General features: G+C 68.5%; 15 protein-coding genes. 9 read left to right on the top strand and 6 right to left on the bottom strand.

Annotation, left to right across the window (positions count from 1 at the left end; genetic code table 11):
* Positions 1-14 precede the first annotated feature (14 nt).
* From ACP7AU_RS06845 to ACP7AU_RS06835, 3 genes are all read left to right on the top strand, one after another.
* Entirely contained in the window at positions 15-2,432 is a 2,418-nt protein-coding gene (locus ACP7AU_RS06845) for a DNA translocase FtsK 4TM domain-containing protein (RefSeq protein WP_426050935.1), read from the top strand.
* Positions 2,433-2,627: 195 nt separating this feature from the next.
* Entirely contained in the window at positions 2,628-3,275 is a 648-nt protein-coding gene (locus ACP7AU_RS06840; protein WP_426050934.1) for a LolA family protein, read from the top strand.
* A 306-nt stretch (positions 3,276-3,581) separates the two neighbouring features.
* The gene (locus tag ACP7AU_RS06835; RefSeq protein ID WP_426050933.1) at positions 3,582-4,376 is read left to right on the top strand and encodes an exodeoxyribonuclease III; all 795 of its coding nucleotides are present in this window, start codon (positions 3,582-3,584) and stop codon (positions 4,374-4,376) included.
* A gap of 16 nt (positions 4,377-4,392) precedes the next feature.
* On the opposite strand, the gene ACP7AU_RS06830 is transcribed toward ACP7AU_RS06835, so the two are convergent.
* Entirely contained in the window at positions 4,393-5,805 is a 1,413-nt protein-coding gene (locus ACP7AU_RS06830) for an SLC13 family permease (protein WP_426038543.1), read from the bottom strand.
* Positions 5,806-5,983: 178 nt separating this feature from the next.
* Between ACP7AU_RS06830 and ACP7AU_RS06825 the strand changes: the two genes are divergently transcribed.
* Complete coding sequence (locus ACP7AU_RS06825; protein ID WP_426050932.1) at positions 5,984-6,739, top strand: hypothetical protein; 756 nt, start codon at positions 5,984-5,986, stop codon at positions 6,737-6,739.
* Between the two features lie 3 nt (positions 6,740-6,742).
* Here ACP7AU_RS06825 and ACP7AU_RS06820 read toward each other — a convergent pair whose 3' ends face one another.
* Complete coding sequence (locus tag ACP7AU_RS06820) at positions 6,743-7,429, bottom strand: response regulator transcription factor (RefSeq protein WP_303694776.1); 687 nt, start codon at positions 7,427-7,429, stop codon at positions 6,743-6,745.
* Positions 7,430-7,489: 60 nt separating this feature from the next.
* Complete coding sequence (locus tag ACP7AU_RS06815) at positions 7,490-8,215, bottom strand: YggS family pyridoxal phosphate-dependent enzyme (RefSeq protein WP_426050931.1); 726 nt, start codon at positions 8,213-8,215, stop codon at positions 7,490-7,492.
* 109 nt (positions 8,216-8,324) lie between these two features.
* Here ACP7AU_RS06815 and ACP7AU_RS06810 point away from each other — a divergent pair, with 109 nt between their 5' ends.
* Positions 8,325-8,864, top strand: coding sequence for a thiamine phosphate synthase (locus tag ACP7AU_RS06810; RefSeq protein WP_426050930.1), 540 nt, complete (start codon positions 8,325-8,327; stop codon positions 8,862-8,864).
* Here ACP7AU_RS06810 and ACP7AU_RS06805 read toward each other — a convergent pair.
* Complete coding sequence (locus tag ACP7AU_RS06805) at positions 8,861-9,253, bottom strand: NtrZ family periplasmic regulatory protein (protein WP_426038539.1); 393 nt, start codon at positions 9,251-9,253, stop codon at positions 8,861-8,863. The two genes, ACP7AU_RS06810 and ACP7AU_RS06805, sit on opposite strands and share 4 nt — an antisense overlap.
* Positions 9,254-9,646: 393 nt before the next feature.
* Here ACP7AU_RS06805 and ACP7AU_RS06800 point away from each other — a divergent pair, with 393 nt between their 5' ends.
* The 4 genes from ACP7AU_RS06800 to holA all read left to right on the top strand — a co-directional run bounded on the left by ACP7AU_RS06800 (position 9,647) and on the right by holA (position 14,391).
* Complete coding sequence (locus tag ACP7AU_RS06800; protein WP_426050929.1) at positions 9,647-10,099, top strand: DUF3576 domain-containing protein; 453 nt, start codon at positions 9,647-9,649, stop codon at positions 10,097-10,099.
* Between the two features lie 192 nt (positions 10,100-10,291).
* Positions 10,292-12,859: a leucine--tRNA ligase gene (gene leuS / locus ACP7AU_RS06795; protein WP_426050928.1), complete on the top strand. Its 2,568-nt coding sequence runs from the start codon at positions 10,292-10,294 to the stop codon at positions 12,857-12,859.
* A complete protein-coding gene (gene lptE, locus ACP7AU_RS06790; RefSeq protein ID WP_426050927.1) occupies positions 12,860-13,342 on the top strand; it encodes an LPS assembly lipoprotein LptE in 483 nt (160 codons plus the stop codon).
* The gene (gene holA / locus ACP7AU_RS06785) at positions 13,339-14,391 is read left to right on the top strand and encodes a DNA polymerase III subunit delta (RefSeq protein ID WP_426038535.1); all 1,053 of its coding nucleotides are present in this window, start codon (positions 13,339-13,341) and stop codon (positions 14,389-14,391) included. The genes lptE and holA overlap by 4 nt, the downstream gene beginning before the upstream one ends.
* A gap of 160 nt (positions 14,392-14,551) precedes the next feature.
* Here holA and ACP7AU_RS06780 read toward each other — a convergent pair whose 3' ends face one another.
* A complete protein-coding gene (locus ACP7AU_RS06780; protein WP_426038534.1) occupies positions 14,552-14,728 on the bottom strand; it encodes a hypothetical protein in 177 nt (58 codons plus the stop codon).
* A 26-nt stretch (positions 14,729-14,754) separates the two neighbouring features.
* Positions 14,755-15,645: a ParB/RepB/Spo0J family partition protein gene (locus ACP7AU_RS06775; protein ID WP_426050926.1), complete on the bottom strand. Its 891-nt coding sequence runs from the start codon at positions 15,643-15,645 to the stop codon at positions 14,755-14,757.
* Positions 15,646-15,653 lie beyond the last annotated feature (8 nt).

Raw genomic sequence — 15,653 nt, 5'->3', positions numbered from 1 at the left:
TCCGGAGCCCCTGCATGTCCGCAGCCCTCGCCATCAGCCAGCGCGCCATTCTGGGCGCTCTCATGATCTGGGAAGCCCCCTTCATGGTGCGGTTTCGCGGCGTGCTGCAGGCCCTACTGGCGACTCTGCTGGTCATCGCCCTGGTGTCGTGGAACCCCGCCGATCCCAGCCTGAACGCTGCGTCATCGATCGCCCCTACCAACTGGCTGGGAGCCAACGGCGCCCTGTTCGCCGATCTGTTCATGCAGTCGCTGGGCCTCGCCGCCTGGCCGGCCGCCGCCCTGACCGTCGCCTTCGGCCTGGCCTCCGCCATCGGCGACGCGATCCAGCAACGCCTCAAGCCCACGCCGCTCAAGACCCTGGCTGCCTCGGGCGGTGTCCTAAGCCTGTCCGCCGCCCTGTCGGCCCTGGCCGCGCCGACCGCCTGGCCGCTGGCGGTGGGGCTTGGCGGGCTGTGGGGCGACGGGGTCATCGGCCTCGTCGATGCCGGCTTCCGCGCCCTGGGCGTTCCCGGCGGAGAGATCATCGGCGGCGTCGCCTTCCTCACCTTCGGCTTGTGGGCCTGCGGATACGCCGTGGGCCTGCGCCTGAACGATTTTGCCGAGGGGGTCGCCTGGGCCTCGGGGCTGCGCCGTTCCGCAGAGCCCGCGCCGCCTTCGCGCAGGCGCCCCGTCCGGCCCGCGCCGGACGCGGAGGCCGCGCCGGTCCGCGCCCCGCGCCGCGCGCCCAGGCTCGAGCTGCCCGACGACGACGATGCTGAACCTGGAACGCCCCTGCACCGGGACGAGCCGGTCCACGGGCTCGCTTCCGCCGCACCAGCCTCGCCCACGTCCGGGAACGAGATAAAGGTCGCTGCGCCCAAGCCCGCCAAATCCTCGAAGAAGACCGTTGACGACGACCAGACGACTTTCGACTTCGTCCGGCCCGAAGGCGACTTCTCCCTGCCACCGCTCGGCATGCTGGCCAAGCCCCAGGCCCGCGCCGGCATGGTCGACGAGGACGCGCTGAAACAGAACGCCAAGATGCTGGAAGGCGTCCTGGCGGAGTTCGGGGTCAAGGGGGTGATCGACCAGATCCGCCCAGGCCCGGTGGTCACCCTGTACGAACTGGTCCCGGCGCCCGGCGTGAAGCACGGCCGCGTCGTGGCCCTGTCCGACGACATCGCGCGGTCGATGAGCGCACGCGCCTGCCGTATCAGCGTCGTGCCCAACCGCAACGCCATCGGCATCGAACTGCCCAATCTGAAGCGCGAGACCGTCTATCTGAGGGACCTGCTCGCCTCGTCCGAATACGGCAAGCCGGCTCACATCCTGCCGCTGGCCCTCGGCGAGACCATCGGCGGCGACCCTTACGTGGCCGATCTGGCCCGCATGCCCCACCTGCTGATCGCGGGCACCACCGGCTCGGGCAAGTCGGTCGGGGTCAACGCCATGATCCTGTCGATCCTGTATCGGCTGAGCCCGGCCGAATGCCGCTTCATCATGATCGACCCCAAGATGCTGGAGCTCAGTGTCTATGACGGCATCCCGCACCTGCTGGCGCCCGTCGTGACCGATCCCAAGAAGGCCGTCGTCGCGCTGAAATGGACCGTGCGCGAGATGGAGGACCGCTATCGCCGAATGTCCAAGCTCGGCGTCCGCAATGTCGCCAGCTACAACGAGCGCGCCCGCGAGGCCCAGGCCAAGGGCGAGCATTTCGAGCGCACGGTCCAGACCGGCTTCGACGACCAGGGCCGTCCGGTGTTCGAGTCCGAAAAGATCCGACCCGAGCCCATGCCCTATCTGGTCGTGGTCATGGACGAGATGGCCGACCTGATGCTGGTCGCCGGCAAGGACGTCGAGGGCGCGGTCCAGCGCCTGGCCCAGATGGCCCGTGCCGCCGGCATCCACTTGATCATGGCCACCCAGCGGCCCTCGGTCGATGTCATCACTGGCACGATCAAGGCCAACTTCCCGACCCGGATCTCCTTCCAGGTCACCTCCAAGATCGACAGCCGCACCATCCTGGGCGAGCAGGGCGGCGAACAGCTGCTGGGCCAGGGCGACATGCTCTACATGGCCGGCGGCGGCCGCATCACCCGCCTGCACGGCCCGTTCGTGACGGACCAGGAGGTCGAGGAAGTCTGCAAACATCTGCGCGCCCAGGCCGAGCCCGACTATCTCGACCTGATCACCGACGATCCCGACGGCGACGGAGACAACGCCATGGACGACGGCGGCAGCGCTTCGTCGGGCGACGACCTCTACGACCGCGCCGTGGCCGTGGTCACCCGCGACCGCAAGGCCTCGACCTCCTACGTTCAGCGCCGGCTCCAGATCGGCTACAACCGCGCCGCTTCCCTGATCGAGCGGATGGAGCAGGAGGGCGTCGTCAGCCAGGCCAACCACGCGGGCAAGCGTGACATCCTGGCCGGTCCGCCGCCGATGGCCTGATCCTGCTCCCTCCCCTTTAAATGGGCGGGAGACGGCTTTCGGGAACCTTTCGACCTGAACAGGGCTTCATCCCGCCGCCTGAATAAGGTCTAGCTGCCGTCATCGCCGCGCCGCGCTGGACCGGCACAAAGCCAGCCTCGAAAACCATCCCGTCCTCCGGTCAAGCCGGGGGATGACGAAGGGAGAAAGACGACCATGACCCTTTCCCGCAGAGACCTCGGCTTCGGCCTCGCCGTCATCGCCGGCCTGTCCGGCATGGGGGCCGCCCTGCCCGCCAGTGCCCAGACGGCGCTGTCGGCGGAGGATCGCGCCACCCTGGCCCAGGCCCAGACCTATCTGCAGAACCTGACCTCGGCCCAGGGGAATTTCGTCGAGACCGGCGCCGGCGGGCAACGCCGCGAAGGCCGCTTCTATCTGCAGCGTCCGGGCAAGATGCGGTTCGAATACACCAATCCAGCGGGCCTGCTGGTCGTGTCGGACGGCAATAACGTCAAACGCTACGACCCTCGCCTGAACGTCTTCCGCCAGGTGCCTCTGGGCGTGACGCCGCTGTCGACATTCCTCGCCCGCAACGTCCGTCTGGACCAGGGGGTGCGCATCGACCGCGTCACCCGGATGCAATCCGGCGCCTTCGCCATCACCGCCCGCGACGAACGCAGTCCGAATGAAGGGTCGGTCATCCTGGCCTTCTCCGGCACGCCGCTGCGGCTGCAGGAATGGACCATCACGGATTCGCAGGGCGGGCGCACCCGGACCCAGTTGACCACTCTGACGCCAGCGTCGGGCCTGGCCGCAAGCCTGTTCCGCCTGATTGATCCGACCCGCCGACCCGGCCGCAACTGACGGAGCCACGAATCGTGAACCGTGTTCGATAGAACGCAGGCAATCACCCTCTCTTGGGGTTTGACTATTTCTATGAGGAGTGACACTTTGAACACAGAGCGGCGGCGGCCGTTCCTGCGCCTTCGGACCTCATCCCCTCCCGATGGCGGCGAGAGAGAAACAACCTTCACCCCCGGCGTCCGCGCCGGGGGTTTTCTTTTCAATGCGCGGTCGTGAGCCCCTGGGTCGGATCTTTGATCCGCCCGAGGCTGAACTTTGCGGTCGCTCACGGCTTGAGCGCCGCCCAGCTTGCGCTAGACGGGGTCCATGCTTCGCGTCGCCACCTGGAACATCAACTCCGTCCGCCTGCGCATCGACCAGGTCGCCCGGTTCGTCGCCGAGGCGAACGTCGACGTCCTGTGCCTGCAGGAGATCAAATGCCTGGAGGACCAGTTCCCGCGGAACGCCTTTGCCGACATGGGCATGCCGCACCTGAAGATCGCGGGTCAGAAGGGCTGGCATGGCGTCGCCATCGCCTCGCGCCTGCCGATCGAACATTCGGACACCTTCCAGGCCTGCAAACTGGGTCACGCCCGCTGCGTCTCGGCCAGGGTCGCCGGCGTCGACATCCAGAATTTCTACATCCCGGCCGGCGGCGACGTCCCCGACCGCGCGCTGAACCCGAAATTCGATCACAAGATGGATTTCTACGAAAAGCTGACCGCGACGATCGCGCGCCAGGACCGTTCGTCGCGACTGCTGATGTGCGGCGACTTCAACATCGCCCCGAGCGAGTTCGACGTCTGGAACCACCGCTATATGTCGAAGATCGTCAGCCACACCCCGCTGGAGGTTGAGACCCTGAACCGGCTGCAGACGGCAGGCGGCTTCCACGACGTGGTCCGCGACGCCTGGCCGGAACCGCAGAAGCTGGCCTCATGGTGGAGCTATCGCGCCCAGGATTTCCGGGTATCGCAGCGCGGCCTGCGCCTGGACCACATCTGGACCTCTCCGGGCCTGACGCCGTCGGTCGTACCAGGCTCGGCGATCATCCACGAGCCGGTGCGCGCATGGACCCAGCCGAGCGACCATTGCCCGATCACGGTCGATCTGGACCTCTAGAGCAGGCCTCCAGCCTCTAGAACGGGAAGAAGATCGGAATGGCGAACATGGCCGCGACCCAGGTCACCAGGTTCAGCGGCAGGCCGACGCGGACGAAGTCCATGTAGCTGTACCCGCCCATGTTGAAGACCAGCACATTGGTCTGATAGCCGAACGGCGTGGCGAAAGCAGCCGAAGCGGCCATCATGACGCAGACGAGGAAGGGGCGCGGATCCACGCCCAGGCTCTCGGCCAGCGCCACGGCGATCGGGGTGATCAGCACCGCCACCGTCGCGTTTGACAGCAACTCGGTCGCGAACAGGGTCACGCCGTAGAGGACGATGAGAGCGCCCAGCGGTCCCATCGGACGAATCACATGGATCAGGGCGTCTGCCCCTGCGGCCGCCAGTCCGGTGACCTCGATGGCTGTGCCGACCACGACCATCCCCGCGATCAGCAGCAGGATTTCCGGTCTCAGCCCGGCATAGGCCTCCTCGGGTGTGATGACCCGGCACAGGATCAGGGCGACCGCCCCGGCGAAGGCCGAGGCCGCGATGGGCGCCCATCCCAGCGCCGCAGAAGCGATGACGAGGGCGAAGATCGCCAGCGAAATCATAGCCGGTCTCAGGCGAAACGGCTGGTCCGCCGCTCCGTACAGGGCCACGTCTCCCAGATGGGCGTCGCCCGAGCCGTCCGGCTGGTTGCGGGATTCCCCGAAGCGCGGCAGGCCGAAGGGCAGGAGCCGACGGCGCTGGCGGTTCTTCGCCTCAGCCTCGGCGCGCCGGCGGCTCTCCTCGATCATCGCGATCCGTGCAGCCTCGGCCTCGTCTTCGGCCACCGCACGGCCCAGCTGACGCGCGCCGATGAAATAGAGCCAGAGCCCCCCGGCCACGGCGATGACCAGCCCCACCGGCGTGATCTCGAACAGGCTGAAGACCGGCTGGCCCGCGTTCCGCGCCATGTCGTTGACCAGCAGGTTGGTCGATGTCCCGATCAGCGTCAGCAGCCCCCCGAGGACGGTCACATGGCTGAGGGGCATGAGGAATCGCTTGGGCGACAGATGCAGGGACTTGGCGACGTCGCGGATCACCGGCGCGGCCAGCACGACAACCGGGGTGTTGTTCAGAAAGCCGCCGACGGCGCCGCACAGGCCGATGACGATCCAGATTCCCGTCGCTCCGATCCTCGCCGCCAGTTGTGTCGCCTGGCGGATCAGCAAGCCCAGAAGCCCCGACAGCTCGATGGCGTAGGCGATGACGAACAGACCGGCCAGGGCGATGACGGCCGGGCTGGCGAAGGCGCCCTGCACCTCGACCGGCCGCACGACCCCGAGCAACAGCAGGATGGCGGCGGCAGTCAGGGCGACGACGTCGGCGCGAAGCTTGCCATGGATCAAGACGCCGACAACGCCGACAAGCACCGCGAGCGCGGCGATCTGATCGAAGGTCATGATCCCGTGCAGACCGCTCCCGAACGCTTTCGTCAACCTTTTTCAGGCGATGGACATCGAAACAGCGAAGCCGTGCTAGGCTTGTTCCATGCTCGAACCGACCGCGTTCCTTCGCCCGTCGGCCGTCGCGCTCGCGGCGACCGCTCTTCTTCTCTCCGGATGTCAGCGGGAGGCAGCCGTGACTGCGCCGCCGATTGCGCCCCCGCCGGCCGAAACGGCTGAACCGCCCGTGCCTCCCGTGCCGCCCGCCCCGACCCTGGATCGCGCCGGACTGTTGCAGGCGATGGACGCAGCCGCCTCGGCCTATGCGGCGGGCCAGGATTCCGCAGGCTCGCTGACCGGACGTCGGTTCGTCGTCCGCGAGGCCTTTGGCTGCGCGGGCGCGAGCCCGCCGCCCGTTGAGGCGGCGCCCGGAAACGGGCTGGCGGCCTGGTCGTGGGGCCCCCGGCGCGAGAGCCTGAGACTGACCCTGGCCCCCGGCGACTGGACGGATTCGCCGCTGCTCGCGGGGAGCGCCGACAGCTGGGAAGCGGCTGAGGGCTTCTGGATATCCCGGCCATGGTTGCGAGCCGACGGTTGTCCAGGTGTCGAGGGCGATCCCCTCGCAAGCGGCCCGGTGGAGGCGCCGTCGCCCCAGTCCGTCGGTCTTGCGGCGGTGTTCGAGGAAGATGGCTCCCGACTGGGTCGCCGCAACGGTCGCGCCTACGAATTCACCGTGCGCGGCGAGAGCGACCAGGCTCCGGCCGCGCCGGCCGGCGGCTATCGGCTGGTGCTGGAAGGTCGCCTGGCTGCATTCGCGGACGGGCGCGCCCTTCGTTGCCGGGCCGCTTCCGCCAACCAAAGGCCGGTCTGCATCGGCGCAGTTCAGCTGGATCGGGTGGCTTTCGAGACCGCCGACGGCAAGACCCTGTCGGAGTGGCGGGTTGGAGGCTGACGCCTAGGGCTGCAGCCGGTACCCGCCCGCGTCGGTCAGCAGAAGGCGCGCCTGGCCGGGCTCGGGCTCGATCTTCTGGCGCAGGCGATAGATATGGGTCTCCAACGTGTGGGTCGTGACCCCGGCGTTGTAGCCCCAGACCTCGGTCAACAGCTCCTCGCGCGACACCGGCTTGGCCCCGGCGCGATAGAGGTATTTCAGGATGTTGGTTTCCTTCTCCGTCAGCCGGATCTTCTTGCCCTTGGGATCGACCAGAATCTTGCCTGCGGGGCGGAAGGAATAGGGGCCGATCTGGAAGACGGCGTCCTCGGATTGTTCGTGGCTGCGCAGATGGGCGCGGATGCGGGCCAGAAGGACGGCGAAGCGGAAAGGCTTGGTCACATAATCGTTGGCCCCGCTGTCAAGACCCAGAACCGTGTCGGCGTCCGAATCCTGCCCGGTCAGCATGATGACGGGGGTCGAGACGCCGTCTTTGCGCAACAGCCGGCAGGCCTCCCGGCCGTCCATGTCGGGCAGGTCGACGTCGAGCAGGATCAGGTCGGCGCGGATCTCTCGACCCAGGCGCAGGCCCTCGGTGGCGGTCGAGGCCTGGACGGTCTTGAACTCCTCATGCAGCGCCAGTTGCTCGGCCAGGGCCTCGCGCAGGTCGTCGTCGTCGTCGATGATAAGCAGGGTCTTGGCTGGGGGCATCTGTCTAGAATGGCGAGGCTGGAGGCAAACGCCAAGGCAGCGGCTGAATTTGGCGTGGAATCAGCAACCAGAGGGCGCGAAAGCCGGGTTTCGTTCCCCGAACAGCGCCGATCCGACCCGGACGTGAGTCGCACCCAGCCGGATCGCGGCCTCGTAATCCGCGCTCATCCCCATGGACAGGACGCCCAGGCCGTTGCGGCCGGCGATCCGGGCCAGCAATGCGAAATGCAGGATCGGTTCCTCGTCAGCGGGCGGAATGGCCATCAGTCCCTCGACGATCAACCCCTGGGCGCGGGCGGCGGCGATCAGGGCATCGGCGTCGCGGGGGGCGACTCCTGTCTTCTGGTCCTCCTCACCGGTGTTGATCTGGACCAGCAGGCGGGGTGAGCGACCGATTTTCTGCGAGGCCGAGGCCAGGGCGCCGATCAGTTTTGGCCGGTCCAGCGTCTCGATGACGTCGAACAGGGCGACAGCGTCCTCGGCCTTGTTGGACTGGAGGGGGCCGATCAGGCGAAGCTCGAGGTCGGGCAGAGCCGTCCGGCGATCGGTCCAGCGGCCCTGCGCCTCCTGCACCCGGTTCTCACCGAAGACCCTCAGCCCCGAGGCGAGGGCGGCCTTGATGGCCTCGTCCGGCTGAGTCTTGGACACAGCGGTCAGGGTGATCGCGGCCGGATCGCGGCCCGCAGCCCTGGCAGCCGCCGCCATGCGCGCCCGGATCGTCGCCAGACGCGCGGCGAAGGTGTCGTCAGTAGACGGGGGCGTCGAAGCGGGGGATGAGGCGACCATGGACGTGCCGGATATGACGGAAGACGGAGCCCGATTGTGGGCCGTGGCTCAGGCTTTAGCCCGTGACGCCGACATTGTCAGGAGTGGCGGGCGGTCGCGTGTCCCGCCGATGCTGCTGTTCACCGACCCGGAACGGACGCCGAGGCCCTGGGAGATCGCGGCGCGGATGCCGGCGGGATCGGGCGTCGTCTATCGGTCGTTCGGCGCGGCGGACGCGATCGAGACCGCGGAGCGGCTGCGCATCGCCACGCGGGAGCGCGGCATGAGCCTGCTGATCGGACTGGACGCCGGGCTGGCGGACCGGGTCGACGCCGACGGCCTGCATCTGCCGGAACGGGCCATCTCGGCGGCCTATGCCCTGTCGGGAAGGCGGCCGGACTGGATTCTGACCGGTGCGGTGCATTCGGTCCAGGCGGCGCTGGCCGCGCGGGATCTGGACGCGGTGGTGCTGTCGCCGATCTTCCCGGCGGGGGGGGAGTCCTCGGCGAAACCCTCTCTCGGCAGGAATTCGCTGGCCCGCGCCTCGGAGGGCCGGATGCGAGTCATCGCGCTCGGCGGGATCACCGCCGGAAATGCAGGCGGATTGCAGGGATCGGGCGTCTACGGACTGGCGGCGATCGGCGGGATCGCCGGGCCGTTCGGGCCCTAGAAGCGGAACAGGGTTTCCAGACGCACGCGCGGCTGGGCGCGGCGGTCGGTCTCGGGCGCACGGGCCGGGTCCTGCTCGGGCGTGGCCAGGCCGGCGGCGGCGCCGACGCGCAGGCGCGGCGAAAGGCGATAGTAGGCGCCGGCTTCGACGTCGCCCCATTCGGCTTCGCGGCCGACAGGCTGGTTCAGGTTGAAGTCGAGGCCCCAGCGGCCGTTCTCGTTCCAGCGCAGGCCGCGACGCGGTGCGGCGGGGGTCGAACGCTGGGCGTTGGACGCTTCGGCCAGGGTCACGGCCGGCGCGCGCGACCGCGATTGCGCGGACGCTTCGCCCGCGACGCCGAGAAGGGCGACGAGACCGACAGAGGCAGCGATGACCGCGGCGAGACGCATTTCCAACCCTTCGACCCGGCGTTTCTCGCCGGACCCTTGTTCGTGAACCCGGTGTTTCCACCGTGGACCTGCCGATTAGACACCGGTAGTCCGCCCGGTCAACGCAACGAGGCCGAAGCAACCCGGTTCCACCGACTCTTGCGCCCGCCTGTGGCGCAAGCGTCACGGGAAGACGTCGGGAAGGTGTTCGCCGGGTTGGGGAAATCGTCTTCCGAGCCCGATGCGGATCGTGGCCGCCGTATACGGAGGGCCTCGGCTGTGGATTGCCTTGTCATCGCCCCTTTTGGGCGTGTTATAGAGCCGCGCTTGGCGAACGGTCGCGGACCGTCTCGCCCTTGCGCCCGCCCCTCCTGTTCGGGACCGGCGGATCAGCCCTGATGGAGACGACGTTCGATGGGTTCTGTTCGCGGCAAGACGGTCCTGGCGACCACCCTGGTTGTCACCGGCGGTCTGCTCCTCTCCGCCTGCGGCGGTCTGCCCTTCTCGGGCGGTTCGGCCCCTCGCGCCACGACGGCGCAGCAGGGCATCGGCGTCAACGCCTATCTGTGGCGCGCCACTCTCGACACCCTCAGCTTCATGCCGCTGCTGACCGCCGATCCGTGGGGCGGCGTCGTGAACTATGACTGGTACGTCAATCCGCAGACGCCGAACGAGCGTTTCAAGGCGACCGTCTTCATCCTCGACACCCGCCTGCGCGCCGACGCCCTGAACGTCACGGTGACCAAGGAGGTCCGCACCGCCGGCGGCGACTGGACCGCCTCACCCGTGGCCGCCCAGACCGAGGCCGACCTGGAAAATGCGATCCTGACCAAGGCGCGCCAGCTCAACCTGTCCAACGCGGGCTAGAGGCCGCGTCCCTTCCCCGTCGCGGAGCGATGGGGAGGGGGACCGCCCGCCGCTCGGCGGGGGTTTAGGGGCTCTTGACGCCCCACGACCGAGTCCGCTTCAAGAACTCCTCCGTCTCCTCCGCTTCGCTACGGATCCACCTCCCTATTCGCCCAGCAGCGAACAGGGAGGAGACGCCTTGAAGGATTGCCCGTGTCCGCCTCTCCGACCCGTTACGACCCCAAGACCGCAGAGCCGCGCCAGCAGGCGCGCTGGGCCGATGCAGACGCCTTCGTCACCCGGGATACGGGTCGCCCGAAATACTATGTCCTTGAAATGTTTCCCTATCCGTCGGGTAACATCCACATGGGGCACGCCCGCAACTATGTGATGGGCGACGTGGTCGCGCGCCACAAGCGGGCCCAGGGCTTCGACGTCCTGCACCCGATGGGCTGGGACGCCTTCGGCATGCCGGCCGAGAACGCGGCCATGGAGCGCGGCATCCACCCCAAGGGCTGGACCTACGACAACATCGCCTCGATGCGGGCGCAGCTGAAGCTGCTGGGCCTGTCGCTGGACTGGTCGCGTGAATTCGCCACCTGCGACCCGGAATATTACGGCAAGCAGCAAGCCTGGTTCCTGGAGCTGTATCGGCGCGGCCTGGTCTATCGCAAGGACGGCGTCGTCAACTGGGACCCCGTCGACAACACTGTCCTGGCCAATGAACAGGTCATCGACGGCAAGGGGTGGCGCTCGGGCGCGGTGGTCGAGAAGCGCAAGCTGAACCAGTGGTTCCTGCGTATCACCGACTATGCCGACGACCTGATCGACGGGCTCAAGGACCTCGACCGCTGGCCCGACAAGGTCCGGCTGATGCAGGAGAATTGGATCGGCCGGTCAAAGGGCCTGCAGATGACGTGGACATGGGCCGGGGAGGCTCCGGCCGCCTCGCCGGACGGTCTGGAAATCTACACCACCCGCCCCGACACCCTGTTCGGCGCGTCCTTCATGGGCATCGCGCCCGACCATCCGATCGCCAGGGCCATGGCCGAGGCCGATCCGAAGGTCGCCGCCTTCGTCGCCGAGTGCCGCGCGGGCGGAACCTCCACCGCCGACATCGAACAGGCCGAAAAGATCGGCTGGGACACCGGACTGAAGGTCCTCCACCCGTTCGACGGGCATGAGGTCAGCGTCTGGATCGCCAACTTCATCCTGTCGGAATACGGCACGGGCGCCATCTTCGGCTGCCCGGCCCACGACCAGCGCGACCTGGATTTCGCCCGCAAATATCTGCTGCCAGTCCTGGCCGTGGTGAAGCCGGATGGCGCGGGCGATGATTTCGCGGTCGAGACCGAGGCCTATACGGGCCCTGGCGCCCTGTTCCACTCCGACTTCCTCGATGGCCTGTCGATCGAGGACGCCAAGGCGACCGCGATCGCCCGGATCGAGGCCGCGGGCATGGGCAAGGGCGCGACCATCTATCGCCTGCGCGACTGGGGCGTCTCGCGGCAGCGCTACTGGGGCTGCCCCATCCCCATCGTCCATTGCTTGTCCTGCGGCGTGGTCGAGGTTCCCGGCGATCAGTTGCCGGTGGTCCTGCCCGACGACGTGATTTTTGACGTGCCCGGCAACCCGCTGGATCGCCACCCGACCTGGAAACACGTCCAATGCCCGTCCTGCGGCGCCGACGCGACGCGCGAGACCGACACGCTCGACACCTTCGTCGATTCCAGCTGGTATTTCGCCCGCTTCACCGACCCGAAGGCGGTTGAGCCGATCACCAAGAACGCGGCCGATCGCTGGCTGGCCGTCGACCAGTATATCGGCGGGGTCGAGCATGCGGTCCTGCACCTGCTCTACGCCCGGTTCATCACCCGCGCCCTGTCCGACGCCGGCATGCTGTCGGTGAAGGAGCCCTTCGCCGGCCTGTTCACCCAGGGGATGGTGGTCCACGAGACCTATCGCCGGGCCGACGGCGCCTGGGTCGAGCCGACCGACGTCGACCTGACCAACGACGCCGGCGTGCGATCCGCTCGCCAGAGGTCGACCGGCGAGACCCTGATCATCGGCGACATCGAGAAGATGTCGAAGTCGAAGAAGAACGTCGTCGCGCCCCAGGAAATCCTGGACTCGCACGGCGTGGACGCCGGCCGCCTGTTCGTCCTGTCCGACAGCCCGCCCGAGCGCGACGTGCAGTGGACCCCCGGCGGCGTCGAGGGCGCCAGCCGCTTTGTCCAGCGCGTCTGGACCCTGTTCGACAGCTTCGAGGCCGACACAGCCGGTGATCCGGCCGCCGACGCCCTGCTGCTCAAGGAAACACACAAGGCCATCAAGGCCGTGTCCGAAGGCGTCGAAGGCTTCCGCTTCAACTCCGCCATCGCCAAGCTCTACGCCTTCGTGGCCACGATCCGCGACCACGACGGCGCGTCAGGCGGGGCGCGGCGCGAGGCTCTGTCGGCCCTGGCCCGTCTCGTCGCCCCCTTCACCCCGCACGTCGCCGAGGAGGGTTGGACCCGTCTGGGCGAGACCGGCATGGTTCTCGACGCCCCCTGGCCTGTGTTCGATCCGGCCCTCGCCGCCGATGACGAGGTCGTCCTGCCCATCCAGATCAACGGCAAGCGCCGGGGCGAGATCACGATGCCGCGCGGGGCCGACGCCAGGGCGGTCGAGGCCCAGGCGCTCGCCAATCCGGCTGTTCAGGCCTATCTGGAAGCCAACTCGCAATCGATCCGCAAGGTGATCGTCGTGCCCGATCGCATCGTCAACTTGGTGGCCGGCTAGATGTCGGTCCGCAGCCTGTCAGCGCTGGCGGCCGCCTCCCTGCTCCTGGCCGGGTGCGGATTCACGCCGCTGTACGGGGATGCGGGTGGATCGCCGTCGCTGAGCCGGATCGCCGTGACGACCCAGGACGACCGGCTGGGATACCGCCTGCGCGAGCAGCTGGAGGACGCTCTCGGCTGGAACCGCAACGCCGCGCCCCTGTATCGGCTGGAGACGGTGGTTCAGCAGAACCGTCGTCCTCTGGGCCGCCGGATCGACGACACCGCCACCCGCTATGAGCTGACCGTGCGCGGGGCCTGGACCCTGACGCCCGTCGCGGGCGGCGCGGCCCTGACCGGGACCGAGGCCGTCACCACCACCTACGCCGCCGCCGACCAGCCCTATGCCGCCATCGCAGCCCAGCAGGACGGCGAGGACCGCGCCGCCACCGAACTGGCCGGGCTGATCCGCGTCGACCTGATGCGGGCTCTCTCCGCCCCATGATCCTCGCCAAGCGGCCCGAGGTCGACCGCTTCCTGGCGAAGCCGGACGCCGGGATCCGCGCCGCCGTCATCCACGGCAAGGACCGCTCCGGCGTCGCCGAGCGCGCAGAGATCCTGTGCCGGGCCGTCACCCCCGATCTGAACGACCCGTTCAACGTCACCCTGCTGACCGACAGCGACATCGACGGCGACGAAGCCCGGCTGGAAGAGGCCCTGACCGCCCTGTCGATGATCGGCGGACGCAGGCTGGTCCGCGTGCGGCTGGGGTCGGAGAAGGCCTCGATCGACAAGATGCTGGCGGCGGCGCTCAAGGTCCATGCCGACGGCGGTTACAATCCAGACTGCATGCTGGTGGTCGAGGCGGGCGCGCTCGGCCGCGATTCCGCCCTGCGCAAGGCGGCCGAGGCCGGCAAGGGTTCGGTCGGCATCGCCGTCTACGAGGATGAAGCCGGCGACATCGCCCGCATGACGCGCGAGGCTCTCGCCGTCGACAAGGTGGGCCTGACCACCGACGCCCTGGCCGCCTTCGTCGCCCGCCTGCCCCGCGAGCGCGGCCTGATGCGCCAGGAGATCGAGCGGCTGGCCTTGTATGTGGGTCCGGGATCGGGCCGGACCATCGATGTCGAGGAGCTGGAGGCGCATCTGGGCGTGGAAGCGGACGCTTCGCTCGCCGATGCGGCGCTGCAGGCCTTCGGCGGTCGCCCCGCTCCGGCGCAAGGCGGGCTGAGACGCGCCCTGGCCGAAGGCGAAAGCGCCGTCATGGCGGTGCGCTCCGCCTCGATCCATCTCGGCAAGCTGCGCCGGATCAATGTGCTTCAGGGCTCGGGCGCCGGGGCCAAGGAGGCCGCCAAGGCCGCCGGCGTGTTCTGGAAACAGGAGGCCGAGATGCTGCGTCAGGCCCGCGCCTGGCGGCTGGAAGAGCTCGACGTGGTTCAGGACAGCGTCAATACGGCCGATGTCGCGACGAAGACGACAGGGATGCCGGAGCACCTGATTGCCGAGCGTTTGCTGCTGGAGATTGCCGCACGGGCGCGACGACTGGGCCTGTGACCCGTCTCCTCCCCATTCGCCGCTTGGCGAATAGGACGGTGGCAGCGAGCCGCTTCGCGAGCTGACGGAGGGGCTCTGGACGGCGGCAAGAACCCCTCCGTCTCTCCGCTTCGCTCCGAGCAACATCCCCACTGCTGCGCAGCAGGGAGGAGACGATGAATCAGCCCCGCTTCGAAGCCTTGCGGAAGGCGGGCTTGGCCAGGGCGGCGCTCTTGGCGGCGGCGGCGCGTTCCTCTCCCTTGCCGCCGTTCATCGCAGCGTGAGCCGGCGCGGCGGCCTTCTTGGCGGCGAGGACGCGTTTCAGGGCTTCGGAGGGGGTTTCAGGCGTGTCGGTCATGACCTCACCCTAGCACGCTCGGGCACTCAGGCGCGCATCAACCGGCGACACAGGTCGTCCAGCTGTTCCAGGCTGGCGTAGGACAGGGTCAGTTCGCCCTTCCCGCCCCTGTCGGCCAGGGCGATCTTGACGCCCAGGGCATCGGCCAGGTCCTGTTCCAGGGCGGCGATGTCGGGCGATGCAGACGCCTGGTCGGCGGAGCTCTTTGCGATCTTCGGTTTCTGCTCGTCCTGCGACTTGCGGGCCAGAGCCTCGGTCTGACGGACGTTCAGCCCTTGGGCGACGACCTGGTCGGCCAGCGTATCCGGGTCCTTGGCCGTCAGCAGGGCGCGAGCGTGTCCGGCGGACAGGCGGCCGTCCAGCACGTGCTCTCGTGCGCCAGGGCTCAGCTGGGTCAGGCGCAGGGTGTTGGCCACATGGCTGCGCGACTTGCCGACGATGCCGGCGACCGCGTCCTGGGTGCGCCCGAACCGCTCCATCAACACGCCATAGGCCGCGGCCTCCTCCAGCGGGTTGAGGTCGGCGCGCTGGACATTCTCGATGATGGCGACTTCCAGCACCTCGAGGTCGTCCATCTCGCGGATGATGACCGGCACCTCGGTCAGGCGCGCGCCCTGGGCCGCGCGCCAGCGGCGCTCGCCGGCGATAATCTGCCAGACGCCGTCTTCGCCGGGCTGCTGACGCACCAGAATCGGCTGCAGGACGCCCTTGTCGCGGATCGACTGGGTCAGTTCGTCGTGGTCCGCCTTGGTGAACTGCTTGCGCGGCTGATCCGGGTTGGGCTTCAGGCTCTCGATGGGGACCGACAGCACGCCGGTCGGTAGAACCGCGCCCGACGCGACCGGCACAGGCTCGTTGATCGACTCGCCCATCAGGGCGGACAGGCCGCGGCCCAGACCTCTTTGACGTTCAGACAAACTCTTGA

Origin of the sequence: Brevundimonas sp. SL161, from assembly GCF_049896985.1 — a bacterium.
In the GTDB taxonomy this organism is placed as follows: Bacteria; Pseudomonadota; Alphaproteobacteria; order Caulobacterales; family Caulobacteraceae; genus Brevundimonas.
The sequence above is the reverse complement of the archived record's forward strand: the minus strand, read 5'-3'. Positions and strand labels throughout refer to the sequence as shown.